Source organism: Nonomuraea sp. NPDC054003, assembly GCF_055585125.1.
Map to the genome: position 1 here is coordinate 1 of NZ_JBVJKR010000017.1, position 16900 is coordinate 16900.

At 67.0% G+C, this 16900-nt stretch carries 16 protein-coding genes and 1 tRNA gene; 5 read left to right on the forward strand and 12 right to left on the reverse strand.

Translation table 11 applies throughout. The features are described from left to right. Window positions 1-67: 67 nt before the first annotated feature. Both ACZ6YG_RS35860 and ACZ6YG_RS35865 read right to left on the reverse strand, forming a co-directional pair. Window positions 68-1219 carry an McrC family protein gene (locus ACZ6YG_RS35860; protein WP_466020429.1) on the reverse strand — a complete coding sequence of 384 codons (1152 nt, stop codon included), beginning with the start codon at window positions 1217-1219 and terminating at the stop codon, window positions 68-70. After that, a complete protein-coding gene (locus tag ACZ6YG_RS35865; RefSeq protein ID WP_466020430.1) occupies window positions 1216-3423 on the reverse strand; it encodes an McrB family protein in 2208 nt (735 codons plus the stop codon). The genes ACZ6YG_RS35860 and ACZ6YG_RS35865 overlap by 4 nt, the downstream gene beginning before the upstream one ends. A 364-nt stretch (window positions 3424-3787) precedes the next feature. On the opposite strand from ACZ6YG_RS35865, the gene ACZ6YG_RS35870 reads away from it, so the two are divergent. Continuing rightward, window positions 3788-5026: a hypothetical protein gene (locus ACZ6YG_RS35870; RefSeq protein ID WP_466020431.1), complete on the forward strand. Its 1239-nt coding sequence runs from the start codon at window positions 3788-3790 to the stop codon at window positions 5024-5026. Between the two features lie 279 nt (window positions 5027-5305). On the opposite strand, the gene ACZ6YG_RS35875 is transcribed toward ACZ6YG_RS35870, so the two are convergent. The 9 genes from ACZ6YG_RS35875 to ACZ6YG_RS35915 all read right to left on the reverse strand — a co-directional run bounded on the left by ACZ6YG_RS35875 (window position 5306) and on the right by ACZ6YG_RS35915 (window position 13586). Beyond that, the gene (locus ACZ6YG_RS35875; protein WP_466020432.1) at window positions 5306-6256 is read right to left on the reverse strand and encodes an NAD(P)-dependent oxidoreductase; all 951 of its coding nucleotides are present in this window, start codon (window positions 6254-6256) and stop codon (window positions 5306-5308) included. A 150-nt stretch (window positions 6257-6406) separates the two neighbouring features. Beyond that, window positions 6407-6709 (reverse strand): hypothetical protein, encoded by a 303-nt coding sequence (locus ACZ6YG_RS35880; protein ID WP_466020433.1) that lies wholly within the window; start codon window positions 6707-6709, stop codon window positions 6407-6409. Window positions 6710-6713: 4 nt separating this feature from the next. Further along, window positions 6714-7256 (reverse strand): hypothetical protein, encoded by a 543-nt coding sequence (locus ACZ6YG_RS35885; protein WP_466020434.1) that lies wholly within the window; start codon window positions 7254-7256, stop codon window positions 6714-6716. Between the two features lie 14 nt (window positions 7257-7270). Next, window positions 7271-9241: a hypothetical protein gene (locus tag ACZ6YG_RS35890; protein ID WP_466020435.1), complete on the reverse strand. Its 1971-nt coding sequence runs from the start codon at window positions 9239-9241 to the stop codon at window positions 7271-7273. A gap of 166 nt (window positions 9242-9407) precedes the next feature. Further along, on the reverse strand, window positions 9408-9971 hold the full coding sequence (locus ACZ6YG_RS35895; RefSeq protein ID WP_466020436.1) for a dihydrofolate reductase family protein: 564 nt from the start codon (window positions 9969-9971) through the stop codon (window positions 9408-9410). A gap of 132 nt (window positions 9972-10103) precedes the next feature. Further along, a complete protein-coding gene (locus tag ACZ6YG_RS35900) occupies window positions 10104-11537 on the reverse strand; it encodes a pyridoxal phosphate-dependent decarboxylase family protein (protein WP_466020437.1) in 1434 nt (477 codons plus the stop codon). Window positions 11538-11780: 243 nt separating this feature from the next. After that, a complete protein-coding gene (locus ACZ6YG_RS35905) occupies window positions 11781-12431 on the reverse strand; it encodes a hypothetical protein (protein ID WP_466020438.1) in 651 nt (216 codons plus the stop codon). Next, window positions 12428-13042 carry an RNA polymerase sigma factor gene (locus ACZ6YG_RS35910; RefSeq protein WP_364225939.1) on the reverse strand — a complete coding sequence of 205 codons (615 nt, stop codon included), beginning with the start codon at window positions 13040-13042 and terminating at the stop codon, window positions 12428-12430. Before ACZ6YG_RS35910 ends, ACZ6YG_RS35905 begins: the two co-directional genes overlap by 4 nt. 208 nt (window positions 13043-13250) lie before the next feature. Then, window positions 13251-13586 carry a hypothetical protein gene (locus ACZ6YG_RS35915; RefSeq protein ID WP_466020439.1) on the reverse strand — a complete coding sequence of 112 codons (336 nt, stop codon included), beginning with the start codon at window positions 13584-13586 and terminating at the stop codon, window positions 13251-13253. 258 nt (window positions 13587-13844) lie between these two features. Between ACZ6YG_RS35915 and ACZ6YG_RS35920 the strand changes: the two genes are divergently transcribed. From ACZ6YG_RS35920 to ACZ6YG_RS35935, 4 genes are read left to right on the forward strand one after another with little or no spacing between them, the layout of a single operon-like run. After that, on the forward strand, window positions 13845-14654 hold the full coding sequence (locus ACZ6YG_RS35920; protein WP_466020440.1) for a class I SAM-dependent methyltransferase: 810 nt from the start codon (window positions 13845-13847) through the stop codon (window positions 14652-14654). Next, window positions 14651-14851, forward strand: coding sequence for a hypothetical protein (locus ACZ6YG_RS35925; protein WP_466020441.1), 201 nt, complete (start codon window positions 14651-14653; stop codon window positions 14849-14851). Before ACZ6YG_RS35920 ends, ACZ6YG_RS35925 begins: the two co-directional genes overlap by 4 nt. Window positions 14852-14894: 43 nt before the next feature. Continuing rightward, the gene (locus tag ACZ6YG_RS35930) at window positions 14895-15473 is read left to right on the forward strand and encodes an RNA polymerase sigma factor (RefSeq protein ID WP_466020442.1); all 579 of its coding nucleotides are present in this window, start codon (window positions 14895-14897) and stop codon (window positions 15471-15473) included. After that, window positions 15470-16354 carry a hypothetical protein gene (locus ACZ6YG_RS35935; protein WP_466020443.1) on the forward strand — a complete coding sequence of 295 codons (885 nt, stop codon included), beginning with the start codon at window positions 15470-15472 and terminating at the stop codon, window positions 16352-16354. Before ACZ6YG_RS35930 ends, ACZ6YG_RS35935 begins: the two co-directional genes overlap by 4 nt. A 433-nt stretch (window positions 16355-16787) precedes the next feature. Here the strand turns inward: ACZ6YG_RS35935 and ACZ6YG_RS35940 are convergent. Continuing rightward, a tRNA-Arg gene (locus ACZ6YG_RS35940) sits at window positions 16788-16859 on the reverse strand. Between the last annotated feature and the right edge of the window lie 41 nt (window positions 16860-16900).

Genomic DNA, 16900 nt, shown 5'->3' on the forward strand with positions numbered 1-16900 from the left:
TGATGCAAGTGTGACTAATAGTGCTATTGCTGCTTAAATAGGATTTAGATCGCAGAGTGGTTGAACCTCATACACCACGATCTTGGACGCGGCCGTACTCCTGGTCCAAGTCCAGGACATGCGCGTGGACGGTGATCTCGGAGTGCGTGATCCGGTACGGCTCGGCCTCGGTCGTGCCTCCGGCATAGACCAGGTGTCCATCACGCAGACCAAGGGCGGTGCAGTAGGCGATGAGCTGATAGAGGTGCTCGGTCGGTGGGGAGCCGTTCAGCGAAAGATATTTGGCGTCGATGACCATGGCGGGCCGCCCTCCGCCATACCCGATGATGTCCGGCCGGAAGGGCACGCGTCCTTGCCGGTCGAGACGGTGTTGCTGCTGGGCTTCGCAGCGCAGCCCGTACGGCTTGAACGCGGTAGCGAGCCGCCTCGTGAGGAAGCGTTCGAAGACCTGGGCCATGTTGAGAATGAACCCATCCATTTGAACGGCTCCTGTCCCCCTCTGCTGCAGTGACGCTCCGGAGAGCAGCAGTTCGGACAGGCGCAGTGCGGGGACGTAGCGCTCGTTCAACCTGGTGGGCCGCCATGCTGGGAGGGGCATGCCGGGGCGGACCGGGGTGACGTCCATCAGGCGGGCACCGAGATGACGGAGCAGTTGCCTGGTCCGGCCGCCGACGTTCGGCAGAGACCCGGCCAGGTCGAGCGCACCCAGCAGGATCTGGTTCTCGGGGATCTCGGCTGTGTGGTCGTCGTACGCGACCTCGAGAGGCATGGGCAGTCCGACGCGTCGGCTGATGTGAGCGCTGGTACGGATCCGACCGCGGACCATGGTCAAGGCGTCCTCGTGGTGCACGTACCCATGGAGGACACCGCCGCGAAGGGTCCGGTCGGCGACGCGGGCCAGGAGGTCGGCCAGCGCGGGGACGAGCAGGTCATCGCGGGCAGCTGTGACCTGCTGAGGCTGCCAGATGTCCGATGCGTCAAGCAGCGCCAGCAGTCTGCGGATCGGCAACTTAGGGTGGATCCGCAGCTCCACCATCCCCTCGCCGGCGCCCAGCCGTACCGTGCCGACCCGCTGCCGTCCGGCCAGCCGCCACAGGCCCGCGCCGGCAGGAGTTACGGTCACCAGCTCCGGTACCGCGGCGAGGGTGGCGACCTGCGCGGGTGTGAGGGGCCGGACTGGCGCAGTGGCGGCTTCGCCGAGCTCCAGACATAAGGTCACGAGAGCTCAAGCCCCAGTGCGGAGAGCAGGACGGGCAGGCCGAATTCGGCCTCGATGTCATCGACATTCCCGTAAAGCTGATCTTCAAGCAAAGGCAGGATCTCCGCGGTCCAGATGAGCTCAAGTCCCCGCCGCGTGGCGACGTTCCGGGTCATCAGGTACGAGGGGCCCACTGCCCGGTCCGGGTCGTCCAGTCGGCGGTTAACCTCCTCCAGGAGGAGGGCCGGTAGCTCGGGCAGGCGCTCACGGTGCAGCCAGCGGCGGAGCAGTCCGTCGATCGGTGGCCGGTTCGGGGCGAGCGCGCGGAAGACGAAGCGGCGCCGCATGGCCGCGTCGACCAGGGCGACAGAGCGGTCGACCGTGTTCATCGTGCCGATGATGAACAAGTTCTTCGGCAGGCTGAACGGCTCCGTGGGGGAATACTGCAGGGTGATCTCCCGCGCCCGGTATTCGAGCAGGAAGTACAGCTCGCCGAAGACCTTGGCCAGGTTGGCACGGTTGATCTCGTCGATGACCAGGACGTATGGCCGATCGGGCTCCTGCTCGGCGATGGCGACGGCGTTCTTGAGCGGGCCGGGAACGAGGTCGAACCCGATCGTCCCACCTGCCTCCAGGCGGGGACGGAATCCTTCGATGAAGTCTTCATACCCGTACGAAGGATGAAACTGGATCAGGCTGGTGCGGTCGGGGCCGGCCAACGCCTCACCGAGTTTGGTCGCCAGGTAGGTCTTGCCGGTGCCCGGCGGGCCGTACATGATCATCTGCCGTTTCATGGTCAGCAGGTCGGCGGTCTCCTGAAGCCACTCACGCGGCAGCAGCAGCTTGTCCGCGAACTCCTGACTCAGCTGAGGGACGATGAACTCCTGGGTTTCGTCCTGGTCGACGAGCTCCGGGGTGAGCTGCTCCTCTATGCCGGCGTCGGTGGCGAGGGCAGCCATCACGGGCGTCAGGTCGGATATCGTCGTCACGGCCTTGAGCTTCGCCTGCGCCTCCTCCGGGAGGGACTTGCGGCTCAGCGGCTCGCGATTCCAGTCCACCCGGCGACGCCGGGCGATCGGCCTGCCTTCTGTGGTGTCGTAGTACGCGTCGCTGGTGATGACCCCGACGTAGACAGCGTCCCCGTCGACGGTCGCGACCAGATCACCGGGCTGGAAGTCGCTCAGGAACCGCCACAGTTGACTGACCGCGGAGTCCTTCGTGCCCTGTTTGGCATCCGGCATTGCGGCCTCGACCGCCTCTCTGACGATCTGCCGTGACGCACCACTCGGGATCTCGCCGATGTCGGCCCAGGAGACCGAGCAGTAGCCTTCGTCCAGCCAACGGGGAATCGCGTTGGTGCCACGGACATTGGCTCCTCGCACCAGCCAACCCTTCTGCGACCGAGGCGAAGCTGGTGGTTCCCATTGGGAGCGCCAGCACTCGTCGTAGAAATCGACCGGTTCACCGCTCTCACGCTCGAGCGACTGGCGGATGGCGAAGATGTCCCGATCGATATCGCCGGTCGGCTCGGACAAGCGATCGGCGAAGGTGTCACGGATCCGCTTCTTGTTCCCGGCCACCGAGACGGGCGCGAACACGTCGGGAAACATCAAGAACAGCAGGACGTGCAGCTGTGCCTGGGCGCGGAACTTGCCGTCGTAATCGGCGAGCACCTCCTGCGCCAACTCGCGGAAGCGCCATGGATCGCGGAGAGCGGCTTCGCGTTCATCATGTGGCAGGCCGATCAGGAGTCTGGCCAGCCGGATCAGCAAGGCCAGTTGCGCCCACCGGTAGCTCTTGAACGCCGTTCCGCCCTTCATGTAGCCCGGAGACGCCGCAGCCGCCAGATCCTGGGGGATGTCCACGGCTTGCGAGGCCCACGACAACACGGTGCGTACGATCTCGAGCTTGCGTTCGGCGCCAATCGTGTCGGAAGTGAGCGGCAGCATATTGAGGAAAAGCAACTCGGCGGCGAGCACGATCGCCTCATCCGAGCCCTCGGAGATCTGCCGTTTCAGCTTGACCAGGAACGCGTCGGAGGATGCGTCGAAATTCATCACGAATCGCTCGTACAGCTCATCAGCTGCCTTTGGTGTCCAGGATTGCAGTCCTGGAGCAAACGAGGACATTCCGGTTAAGACGCCCTTGTCTATCACCTGCCGTGCCGCACGGCTTACGATCACACCTTGTTCTTGGTCCATGGTGATCCCCTCAGGAGGCGTCATCAGCGGCCTCCGGCAGTTGGGTCGCCTCCTCGAACAGCTTCGGCAGCCGAGCTGCCCGATATCCGCGTCGTCAAGCACGCTCGTGTTCGGGAGCTCGCCCTTCTGAAAATGATGTCCGGAATCTATCCTGTCGCGTACGTGCTGCCCCGACGACCTCCGATTCGAACTCCCTGAGGTGGCAGAACGCGGACAGGCCAGGGGCGTCGAAGGTAGCGTGGGCACGTCGAGGTCCTCCGTCGGACGGTGAGCGTAGGAACTCCCGTCCTAGAAGACCTCGACACCACCCCCGCGATCGCCCCACGCATCCCGACTCCCCCTCGACTGCGAAAAGCCCCTTTCCCTGCCCATCTTTCAGGAGCCGGTGATGGATAACGGTATTCAACTGATCAGTGACGGCGACGGCCTGGCGGTCATCGGGAATCCGACCGCTGTCGAACGCTTCCTGAACTCCGAGGGACTGCCGTCGAAAGACCTCGGAGTGCAACGGCTCGGATCTGTTCTCAGTAGCGGAGCCGGAGCCGTGCGGGCAGGTTCTGAGATTGCCGCCAACTCAGGTCGCTGGGTGAAACTGACCAAGGAGTCCGCGCAGCTTGTCAAGAAATTCGGGCTGATGGAAAGCAAGACCCCAGGCGTCAGCCACGCAATGGTGGGGCAGCCAGGCTCGATCAAATCATGGCTCCAGATCACGAAGGGGTCCGGATCTGTGGTGCCCAACCCGACGCTTCTGGCTGGTGCTGCAGTGATCATGGCACAGGTTGCGATGCAGGTGACCATGAACGAGATCACCGACTATCTCGTCACCATCGAAGAGAAGGTCGACGATGTGCTGCGCGCCCAGAAGGACGCCGTGTTGGCCCGCATGATCGGAGTGGGCTTCGTCATCGAGGAGGCCATGACCATCCGGGAGACGAGGGGCCGGGTCGACGAAATCACGTGGTCGAAGGTACAGACCGCGCCGGCGACGATCGCAGAAACCCAGGCGTATGCATTGCGTCAACTCGACGCGCTCGCGGAAAAGCTGGAGGGCGAGACCAAGATCGTTGATCTCGCCAAGGCAGCCAAGGAAGCAGAGTCCAAGGGACAGGAGTGGCTCGCTGTGCTGGCTCGCTGCTTCCAGTTGCAGGACGCGATCGCTGTGCTCGAACTCGACCGGGTGCTGGACGCGTCTCCGGGGGAACTGGACGGGCATCGTCTCGGATTGAGGGCTGCCCGGAAGGACCGGCTGGAACTCATCTCACGGAGCACCGAACGCCTGATGGCCCGCATGGATGCGGCTGCCGGCACGGCCAACGCCAAGGTGCTGATGCATCCGGCCAAGGCCCCGGCTGTAGTGCAGTCGAGCAACCATGTCTCGCGCGCCGTCATCGACTTCCACGGGCGGCTCGGGATCGAGCGCGTTCGGAAGTCATCGGAGGCGAGACGATGGGCGGACGCGGCCAAGGAGGTGAAGGACAAGGCGCTCGAGACAGGAGCAGACGGTATCGATGCCGCCAGGCGCCTCGGCAACGAGACCCTTGACCGGGCCAGATCGGTGACGGGCAAGCTCTCCAGCGGGATCGCCGAGCGCGCGCTCCGTCAGCGCGGTGACGACAAGGAAGCCTGAGTGGGCGCCTATCGTCAACCGCCTGGGCTCTCCATGGCACTGGACCAGTGAGTCTCGCGAAACGCGCTGAACCAGCGCCCGAACGGAGATGCGTCCTACGTCCGGCCGGTCAGTCCCTTCACCGGCCAACGAATCGGACTATCGATGCGATCAGGGACGCGGACAGGGCGGCGGAAACCGTACGGAAAGATCGTCGGCCTTCACCGCAAAGGGTTCACATCGAACTCACCGGTCTTGACGCAACGGCGCCCATCAGGCCCGTGAGGCAGCACGCGGCGGTCATGAACGGTCTCCGAGACCGTCGTCCACCGCGACGTCCTCCGGCTTGAGATCCAGCCCCGAGGCTGCCGCCTGCAGGTCGAGCAGGATGGCGAAGTCCTCGGCCACCCGGCCGGTGCCGACGCTGGCCTGGACGAGCTGGGCGGTGAGGGCGGTGACCGGCATCGGCACGTCCAGGGCGCGGGCGGCGGCCAGGCCCAGGTCGAAGTCCTTGCGCAGCAGGGGCGGCGTGAAGGTCGGCGTGTAGTCGAGGTGCACGAACGCCGGGGACTTGTAGCGGGTGAACGCCGAGCCCATGACGCTGTCGTTGAGGAACGCCAGGAAGGCGTGCCGCGGGACGCCGCCCTTCTCCGCCAGTACGGTGATCTCCGCCAGCGTCTGGGTCACCACGCCCAGCATCAGGTTGTGCGCGATCTTCACCAGCCGGGCGGTGTCGCCCTCCCCCACGTAGGTGACGGACCTGCCGAGCGACTGCAGCAGGTGGGCGACCTGGTCATAGGTCTCCCGGGGACCGGACACCACCAGGCTGAGCGCGCCGGCCCGCGCCACCTTGGGGTTGCCGCTGACCGGCGCGGCCAGGTAGGCGACACCCTTCGCCTCACAAGCCCGGCGCACCTCGGCCGACGACTCCACGGACACGGTCGAGGAGTCGACCACTACTCCCGGCGCCGCGTCGCCCGTGAGCAGCCCGTCGTCGCCGAACAGCACCTGTTCGAGGACGGACGACGTGGAGACCGTGGTGAACACCACGTCCCGGTCGCGCAACGCGGCGAGCGACTCCGCGACCGACGCGCCGTGCTCCTTGAGCGGCTCAGCCTTGGCGATGGTGCGGTTCCAGGCGGTCACGTCCACACCGGCGTCGGCGAGCCGCGCGGCCATGGCGACTCCCATGCGACCGGTCCCGATCCAGCCGACCCGCGGCCTGGACCGGTTCGTCGTCGAGTCGGTCATCGAAACTCCTTGAGCGACTGTGGGTCCGGCCGTCCGCCGAGGCGATCGCGCGGACTTCCTCGGCATCCGCGCTCACCTGGAACTTCTCCCAGGTCAGCGCAGGTAAACCGTCTCGACAGCCGCCCCGAAGCGGACTCGTCAGCGCGGCCGTTACCGTAAGTCGTACTGCCGCGTGAGGGCCAGCGCCTGCTTCTCGTCCACTTGGCGCGGCAGACCGGCCATCTTCTCGCGTATGTCCTCCAGAATGTCGGCACCGGCGCGGACCACGCGGGAGCGGTGGAGTTCTAGCTGGGCGTCGAAGAGCTTGGCCGTCGGGCCCACCCAGATTCGGCCGGAGTGGAACTCCTTGTAGGACTGCTCGATCGCCCGGGTCGCGTTCTCGATGAGCGGGGTGATCTTCTGCTCTGCTTCGCGTAATGCTTCGTAGAGCGGGTTGGGCACCATGTCCGTCATCAGGTCAGCCATTCTCGTCGGTGCCGGCGGCCGGGATGAGTTTGGGGGCGATGAGCTTCATGAGGGCGACGACGTCGGCGGCGTTGTCGCGCCCCTTGACGCCCTTCACGAGTTCGATCGACAAACGCGCCTTGCCTTTCACCATCATCGCGCCCGCCCGGGTTTCCTCATTCGGGTCCACTGTGTAGAAGCCGAAGCCGTCGGGGACGATTTCCGGTAGTTGCTTGGAGACTCCGTCGCGCAACTGATTCTCTATCTGGCCACGACTTCCGCCGGTGTCAAGCATGATGCGGAGTACTGCCCGACGCTCGCCGGTCGGCTCGAAGGCAGAGCAAGCGCCCACGACGGGGCGGTCCTCACTCGGGAGAGGGAGAGAACCGGTAACGAGTGGATCGACGACTCCGGTCACCCGCTCGACCGCCACTTTGGGAACATGATCGCATATGTAGGGTGGGGCATAAACCGTGGGCAGCGGGGTGGCGTCGACCTTGCTGGTTCCGCCCATGCAAGCGGAAGTACTGATGAGGGCGCATCCCAGGATGGCCATCCGACTGACTTTGATCACTGATACCGCACGAATCCGGTGGTGTAACCGTCGTCGAGAGCGGTTTGAACTCCGAGTGTTTTCCACGGGTTGTCCTCAGGACGTTTATAGAGCCAGGTGTGGTAGGCGTCGTAGCGTCGACCATCGCCGGCGCTCATCTCGTCGAACGACATCAGCGTCTTGCCGTCTGGCTTGAGGAAGTTGTTCGGTGCGCTGCGCGGATCGTCACCGGGTTCGACGTCGCTGAGTGACGCCCATGGGTGAGTCTTCGCGGGTGGGTCGGCCGCTCCGAAAAGACCATGGTCGAACATGGCCTGAGCAGTGAGTTGATGGACGAGGAACCGAGTCTGTTCGACGGTGCTGTTGGCGGCGAATACGGCTTCCTTTCGCGCGTTGCCCTGAACAGCGTCTTCGATCATGCCGGTCCACGCGCCCGTCACACTCGCCCCGATGGGCCATGACCCTGCTTGCGGGATAGCCAGACCGGTGTTGACCACGGCCATGAGGATCTTCATGTTCCGTTTCTGGGTCTCGTCGAGCTCGTGCCCCTTCTCGATACGGGCGAGACCGGCCGCGTCGGTGATCAGGCCGAATCCCGCACCGATCTCCAGCCCTGCGGTGTTCAAGCTGTCGGCGCCCTGACCTGCGGCCACCTGACCGGCGCCATGGTTGAGGAGTCTGTCGCTCCATGCCGTTTGAGCCGAGGTCACCACTCCGAATGCCTTCTCGTCCTCCTTGAACGCCTCCTGCATCACGGCGCGGAGTTCGCCTTTGTTGAACCGTGCTCCCCAGTCCTCCCGCCCTGGGAGGTTCGGATAGTCCTCCATGAACACGCCTGGTTGTTCGAGGCCGACAAAAGCAACCCGGTTCACGTCGGATATGTACGCCGCCAGAATCCGCCCGATGGACCCGGCAGCCACCAAGGAAGGGCGCTCGTCCGCCTTGATCCGTTCAAATTGGAGATGCACGAGGTCGGAGGCGAGTCCGGCCGAGAGGTAGCCGCGCGACGGGTCCAGGGCGGTGCCCGCATGGTCGCGGTACGTCATCGTGGCCGCCTCCAGCGCCCGGCCCAGCGCCACACCACCGTCCTTCAGCGGCTTCTCCATCACGTAGAACCTCAGCGCCGACCTGTCGTAGGCGAAGAATTCCTGGGCCGCTTTCGGATGCCGACCCAGCGCCTCGAAAACGTCCTTCATCGCGGACTGGTACATCGCCTCGCGCAAAGGCGTTCTCACCTGCCGGCCCGCGAACCACGGATCCTTTTCGGCCCGCGACGCTGAATCCACTTTCCTGGCCACGTACAACAGAAAGCCGTGGTCGAACGTCCCATGTTTGAGCGCCCGCGCGAGCGCGAAATACTCCTCCCGATCGAGGTCGGCCGTCAAGCTTTTCCGCCAGTCGGCGCCCAGGCGGGGACTCGCCGCGCCGAGAGCCTTGCTCAGAGCGGCTTCAAGGCGCTTCTCATCCCTTTGAGACACCGTCCTGCGCATGAGCGCCAGGTAAGTCTCCGGGCCGAGGGCATGCATGAGCTTCGTGGCGAACTCCGGGTCCTGCGCTCGCTTTTCCAGCGCAGCGAGGGCGGAGTCGCTGATCTTGCCGTCGGCGGAAAGGTGGCTGACAGCGGCGTAGACATCGGGATCGTTGAAGGCCTTGCTGTAGCGGGCCTCGTCGAACGCGACCATCCCATTGACAGCCTGGCCGGGAGCACCCCAGTCCGCCTTTTCGGCGGAGATGGTCTCCTTGCGCCGGCGTAATTCAGGACGCTTCGCGCTGATCCAGTTGGCGGCTTCCCTGAACGCGGTCAGATATGAGGTATCCAGGTCGAACTGCTGAAGGGTACGCCTGATCTGCGGTTCACTGCTTTCGATGGTCGCGCCCGTACGGCCGAGAGCCGGCTCGAAAAGGTCCATCAAGCCGGGGTCGATGCCGGAGTAATCCCCGCCCAGATGAGGGCGTGGATCCGGAGAGCTCATGCGGGCCTCCAGCACGAACGGCGGGATGCACACTGACGGCAGGGCCAGCGTACTCCTGGGTCGGCCGCTCGTTGGATTCTCCGGTCACGACCGATATGGCCTTACTGCGGATCCGTCAGCCGATGGTACGTGAGCGAAGGCTCTGAAAGTTCAAGCGTATGAGAATCGAATACAGGGCCGGTCACGCCCTGACCGGCCGGTACCGTACACCCAGCTCGGCCGTGGGGTCATCGACGCCGAGGCGGTGGAGGTAGTGCGGCCGGCCACCGGGGAGGTCCAGCAGCCGGATGCCGTCGCCGAGCAGCACGGGCGCGATGTGCAGGTCGATCTCGTCGAGCAGCCCGCGTTCGAGAAGCTGGCCGCCGATCGTCGGCGAATGCACCTCGACGTTTTTCCCGCCGGCCGCCGCCAGCGCGATCCGTACCGCCTCGGCCACGTCACAGTCCAGGAAGGTGACGCCGTCGGCGGGCTTGGCGTCCTCGGGATGGTGGGTGAGCACGAAGATGGGGCCGGTCCAGGCGCCGCCGTAGACCATGCCGGGATCCGGGAAGGCGTCCCAGCCGCGCCGGCCGCCCAGGATCGCGCCGGTGGTCGCGACGTACTCCTCGATCGCGCCCGGCTGGGGTGAGATGCCGGTCATCATCCAGTCCATCTCGTGGTTCGGCCCGGCCACGAACCCGTCCAGGGACATGGTGAAGTGCCAGAGCACCTTGCCGTTCGCGGTCTGCTGTTCGATGTCGTCCACTGCTGTCTCCTCTGCCGGCTGCTTGGCTCGTACGTATGGAGACCGCCTCCACCGCAGAACCTCATCGGTCCATACGGAGGGCATCGTCCCCGCGTCGACAACCACACCTACGACCGGAGCCTTACGCCTGCTTCACTGGGGACCCGCCGGGTGTTCGGCCCGTAGCGCGGCGCAGGTCTCGCTGACGATGTCCAGGAGCTCCTCGACCCGGTCGCGGTGGGTGCGGTGGCTGACGACGCACACCCGGATCATGTACCGGCCGTCGATCCGCGTACTGGACAGCAGCGCACCGCCCCGGGCCGTCACGCGGCGCAGCAGCTCGGCGTTGAAGGCGTCGGCGTCGCCTTCCTCGGGCACCCAGCGGAAGGCGACGGCGGTCAGGCTCGGTCGCCACGGGACCTCGAAGCCGTTCTTGCGCAGCGTGTCGTGCACCAGTTCGGCCAGGTCGAGCTTCTCGTCCAGAGCCTGGCGGAAGGCGTCAAGGCCGTGCAGTTTGATCGGCAGCCACAGCCGCAGGCCGCGGAAGTCGCGGGTCAGCTCAGGGGAGTATTCGGTGAAGTTGGGGATGTCGTCCTCGTCGCCGAGATCCTGCAGGTAGGCGGCGTCCATGTGGTGGGCCTGGCGCAGCAGGGCGCCGTCGCGCACCAGCAGCGCGCCGGTCCCGTACGGCAGGAACAGGGCCTTGTGCGGATCCAGGGTGATCGAATCGGCCAGTTCGATGCCGCGCAGCCGGGCGCGTCCGCGCTCGGTGAGCTGGAACGGGCCACCGTAAGCGGCGTCGACGTGGAACCACGCCCCGGCCTTTCTCGCGACGGCGGCGAGCTCGGCGAGCGGGTCGATCGCTCCGGTGTTCGTCGTTCCCGCGCTGCCGATCACGAGGAAGGGCCGCAGCCCGGCCCGCCGGTCGTCCGCGATCATCCGGGCCAGCGCGTCCGGGGCCATCCCCAGGTCCGTGCCCGCCGGCACGGCCCGTACGTGCGCGCGCGGGAGGCCCGCCAGCAGGGCCGCCTTGGCGCAGGAGGCGTGGGTCTGGTCGGTGACGTAGACGGTGCCGTCGAGGAAGCTTTCGCCGAGCCGGGCGACGCGGGCGGTCACGATGGCCGAGAAGTTGGCCATGGAGCCGCCTGAGGTGAGGATGCCGCGCGCCTCCTCGGGGTAGCCGAACAGGTCGCAGAGCCAGCGGACGGCCGTGGCCTCGATCTGCGCGCAGGCCGGGGCCAGTTGCCAGACGGTGACGTACTTGTTCATGGCCGCGGTCAGGAAGTCGGCGAGCGCGGCGGCGTACAGGCCACCGCCCGGCACGTAGGCGAGATAGCCGGGCCCGGCGCTGGCGGCGCCGTCGCGGGCCGCCGTGTGCAGCGTGGACAGCAGGCCGGACAGCGGGCTGCCCAGCTCAGGGGCGGGCTCCCGCAGCGCCCCCGCCAGGGCGGCGGAGCGAGCCGGGTCGAAGGCGGGCAGCTCCGGCAGGTCGCGCAGGAAGTCCTCGACGAAGGCCAGCACGGCCTCGCCCATCAGGCGCACCTGCTCCGGGCCCGGTTCCAGGGGGTACTGCGTGGCATCTGACATGGTCCGTATCCTTACATCGCGCTTGTACCGGCCGAGCCCGCCGGACCGTGTCCGTACTGGGCGACCTGTCCACCGGCACTGTTGCCCGCCAGTTGGTCTCGCGGACGTCCCGGGTGGTGGTGTGCACGGCGTTGATCGCCGCGAGGATCCGGCAGCGTCTCAGGATGGCGAGGCACGACTGAGGAAACAAGCAAAAAGCCAGGTCAGACGGCATCTGACCTGGCTGATCGTGTGTGCCCCCGGTCAGTCGTCCCAGCCGGGCGGGGGGCCGAGCGGCGCCTCGTCGCTGTCCACGAGCGTGCAGGCGGCGACGGGCCCGTTGGAGATGTTCGCCCAGATGCCGGCGGTCTTCTCGTCGGCGGAGACGCTGAACTCCAGCACCGCCGTCTGCCCGGGCTTGATCGCGGCCGGGTCGATGCGGAACCCCGGTTCGTCCATGTTGGGCGGCCAGATGTGGAACGGCCTGCCGTCGGCCGGGTTCTGCGCTTCCTGCCGGGACAGGAAGCTCGTGCTACGCGGCTGCGGCGAGCATCGCTTCCCTCCCGGGATGTAGTCGACGACCGCGTTCACTCCCATGCCTCGGAGCGTGGCCTCCAGCGGCTTGGGGTCCTTGGCCTGGTTGATGGTGATGGTGAGCGTCCCATCAGCGTTCTTCGACACCGCGTACGCGGGTGTCCCACCGCCGAGGAGAGCCGGGACGCCCACGGCCACCGCGACACCCAGGGCCAGTGCGGGGGCCAGGAGGGCGGGACGGACCAGGCGCCGCCGAGGGGCCGACCTGCGGATTTCCACCATGACGAACTCCTTGAGTAGACGCTGCCGGCCGTTCGGGAGTTGCGGTTCCGCCTCGAACGGCAGCAACCCGGCCAGGGACTCGCGCTCGGCCTTGTTCATCGGTTCTCCTCCCGTACGGACCGGACCACGCTGTCGTGGTCACCCTTTACCTGTCGCGACCCGGAGGCCTGTTGCCGTTCCGCGGCGAGTTTCTCCAGCTTCTTGCGAGCCCTGGACAGGCGGGACCTGACAGTCCCCACGGCGACGCCCAGCGCCTGGGCCGCCTCGGCGTGATCAAGCCCCGACCACACGCAGAGCGCGAACACCTCCTGCTCCTGGCGGCGCAGCGAGCCGTAGGCCTGCTGGATCGCGGCCAGTTGCTCGGCAGCGTCGATGCGGCCGATGATCTGGTCGGCGAAGTCCGGGATGGGGTCGCCTCTGGGCATCCTGGCCAGCGCGTCGTCGTACCGCCTCGCCGCCCGGCGCAGATTCCGCGCCACGTTGGTCGCGATCCCCAGCACCCACGGCCGCAGGGACCCGCCGTCGGCGTCGATCCGATGCCGCAGCCGCCACGCCTCAAGAAAGGTCAGCGAGAGCACGTCCTCGGCGGCCGACCAGTTCCCGGTCAATCGGAAGGCGTGACTGAACACCGGCCGGGCCATCTCCTCGAAGAGCACCTCGAACGCCTCGGCATCCCCGTCACGTATCCGGGCGCGCAGTGACATGTCCATACACAAGCACTGTCCGACCGGCCACCCTCATTCCCGCCAGGTTTCCGCCACCGAGGAGGACGGCGCCGCGATCTGTCCGAGGGCCGTCCGCGAGCGACTCACGGCGGTCAAACGACAGTACGATCCCGCCCGCCTGTTCGCCGGCAACCACGACATCCGGCCTTCGCAGGGACGAGCGCCCTTCCCACGATGGCAGGCGGCGTGACCGTCAAGCCGGCCGTGTCACCGCCGCCCTGCGCCACCGGCGGTCATGGACGATCGCCATGAAGCCGATGACGAACAGCGCGACCGAGCCGGCCAGGGAGACGAAGAGCCCGTCGCTGACCCATCGGAGAACAGCCTCGTCAGAGTTCCGGACGGTGAGGAGCCAACTGGATCCGCAGAGAATCAAGCCGACCGCCCCCGGCACGACCTCGGCCTCGTTCGTCGTCTTGCCCGCGGTCAGTGCCGCGACCGCGAACATGGCACCGAGCCACGCGACGAAAAGCGGCGCCACGCCGGCATCCTCGAACCCGGTCACCTCCTCGATCGCCGAACCGCGCACCCATCTTGCTCCACGGCAGGAAAGCGCCGATCGCGATCACGACTGAGGAGATCCAGAGCGGAACCGGCGAGCGCCCGGTTGACGGGCGGAGCAGGGGGCGGCATCGGCCGGCTGTGGGGATGAAACGGGGAATAGTGCGGACCAGGAACCTGCATGATCGCGATGGTAGCCAGGCGTCCTATGCATTCCCTATCACCGCGCTCAGGCTGGCGATATCCGGTTGGGTCACCGCCGGGCGGGACCCTAGGCTCGACCGCCATGAGCGAGATCGACTACCTGGCCGTCAATCGCGCCAACTGGGACGAACGCGTGGCCATCCACGTGGCCAGCGACTTCTACGACGTCCCCGGATTCAAGGCGGGCGGCGACCCGCTGCGGGACTTCGAGATCGAAGAGGTCGGCGACGTCGCCGGCAAGTCGCTGGCGCATCTGCAATGCCACTTCGGGCTCGACACCCTCGCCTGGGCGAGGAGAGGCGCCCAGGTCTGCGGGCTCGACCTGTCGGAGAAGGCCATCGAGACCGCCACCGCCCTGGCCGAGGAGTGCGGCCTGAAAGCCCGCTTCGTGGCCGCGGACGTCTACGACGCCCCCGCCGCGCTGGGCGGCGCCTACGACATCGTCTACACCGGGATCGGCGCGCTCGTCTGGCTCCCCGACATGCGGCGCTGGGCCGAGGTGGTGGCCACCCTGCTCAACCCGGGCGGATTCCTGTACCTGTCGGAGTTCCACCCCTTCACCGACATGCTGGACGACGCCGAGGGGTCGACCGTCACGTTCGACTACTTCAGGAGCGATCCGCAGATCTGGGACGAGCCGTACACCTACACCGGCTCCGAAGAACTGGCCAACACCACGTCCGTCCAGTTCCAGCACACCCTGGGCGAGGTGATCTCCGCACTGGCCTGGGCCGGGCTGCGCATCGACTTCCTGCACGAGCACGACCACACGCTCTTCAGGCGCTTCGGCAACCTGGAGGCCTACGGCCCGGTTTACCGGCTGCCGGAGGGCCGGCCGCGCATCCCGCTGATGTTCTCCATCAAGGCGAGCCGACAGGGATCGGCGCCATGACCCGTCAGGACCTGCCCTTCCAGGCCGCCGTGTTGAGCCCGGAAGAACTGCCAGTGGTTCGCGAGGAAGTAATCTCAGTGCTTGCGGCCCTATCGGCCGTCATGGCGATCCGGATGTGGCCGACGCTGCCGGCCAGGGCGGCACACGATGTCACCGGCGAGAGCACGGAGCAGGCCGTGACCGACGCCTCGTCGTGACGGGTCATGACACACCTGTGAGCCTGCCGGACATGACCTAGACATGAACGTCACCGACACGGGGCCGCCGCGCACCCAGCGCTTCGCCCACCTCTACGAGCAGACGTATGCCGCGTTGCTGCGGTTCGTCGAGCGTCGCGTCCACCCCTCCCACGCCGAGGACGTGGTCGCTGATGTGTTCCTCGTCGCCTGGCGGCGCCTAGATGACGTGCCGCCGGCGGCGGAGGAGGCGCGGGCCTGGCTGTTCGGCGTGGCGCACCTCACTCTGCGCAATGGGCTGCGGGCCGACCAGCGGCGGCAGGCGCTCACCGTTCGCATCGCCGACAGCCAGCTGACCGGCGCCGCGGCGGCCCGGCTGGACCCCGAGTCGGTGGCACGCCGGCTCGACCTCGTCCAGGCGTGGCGGCGGCTCAGTCCGCTCCACCAGGAGGCGCTCGCCTTGGCCGTGTGGGACGGCCTCACAGCCCCACAGGCCGCGCGGGTGCTCGGCATTTCTCCCGTCGCGTTCCGGCTTCGGCTCACCCGGGCCCGGCGTGCTCTGCGCCGCCACGCCGACGCGGCCCCCGCCACTACAACCCAGCCCGTGGCAACCGCCACCGTGGACTCCCGGAGCATGCGATGAACGACACCCTCGACCACGCCCTGCGCGACTTCGACCCGGCCGTCACTCCCGCTGACCTGGATACCAACATCGACCCTAAGGCTCGGGCCCTGCTGGCCCGGGTGGTGGCCACCGACCCGATGGAGGCACCCGTACCGACGACCAGCAGCCCGCGCCTGCTCACCACCAGGCGCCTCACCGCTGTCGGCGCAGGGGTGGCCGTCGGCATCACGGCAGCGCTGCTGCTGCCCGGCGTGTTCGGCGGCGGCTCGGCGATGGCAGCGTGGACCGCGACGCCGCACACGGTGAGCGGTGACCGGGCCGCCGACGCCCAGGAGAAGTGCCTCGACAACGCCCGAGACACCGCCAAGCGCACAACCGGGCGCGAGCTCGGCTTCCGGCCCGTGGTGACCGAGGGCCGGGGGCCGTGGACGCTCGTCTACGTCAACGACGACAGCAGTTACCTGGCCGAGATCACTTGCCTGCTCCACGATGGCGACCTCGTCGGCTCGCACGGCAGCACACCGGGGCCCGACGCACAACCGCTTCCGCCGGTTCCCGCGGAGTCGGCGCGGGCCGCCCTCGGCGCGGTCATGAGCACGAGTGAGGAGAGCGTGCGTACCGTGACCGGCAGGGTCGGTGCCGACGTGGTGGGTCTGGAGCTCTCCACGGAGGCGAAAGGCAGTGTGACCGCGACCGTCACCGGCGGCTACTTCGCGGCCTGGTGGCCGGACGCGCCGACGACGGAGCAGCGCGAGAGAGTTTCACCTCGTGGCGGTGTCAAGAGCGTCACGGCAATCCTTCAGGACGGGTCACGGCACAGCGTCTCCCTCGAGGAGCTCACCGGCCGGACGAGCGCGCAGCTGAATACGTCTGCCACAGGCGGCTCCACACGCGACTGACCTGGCCACCCGCGGCGGCGCCGGCCTCACAATCCGGCGTCGCCGACGGGTGGAGCTTCGTTTCCCGGTTATCTGGCAACCTGGCGAATCAGGGCAAGCCAACGTCGCCTCCAACTCGCCGCCAGCGGTCCACAAGCTCAACGATGGTCGGCACGACCTGCGCCGACTCCTGTCGGTGTGCCCGCGGCTCAGGTAGCCCAAGGGCCGGCACAGCGTGGAGGTGCTGCAGCGGCTCTACCACCGTTGCATGGCCGCCTACGACGAAGTGTCGATCGAGCGGATGGACCGCGCCCGAGAGGACGACCGATGATCAAGGAATCGCTCCATGACTCGCGCATCTCGTCTCACGGTGTCGCAGGATGGCAAGGTCACATGGATACGGAAACAAAGCAAAAAGCCAGGTCAGACAATGTCCGGCCCGGCTGATCGTGAGTGCCCCCTGTAGGATTCGAACCTACGCACCCGGCTCCGGAGGCCGGTGCTCTATCCCCTGAGCTAAGGGGGCTCAACGAGAACCAAGGCTACCAGTATCCCGCACCCACTCCG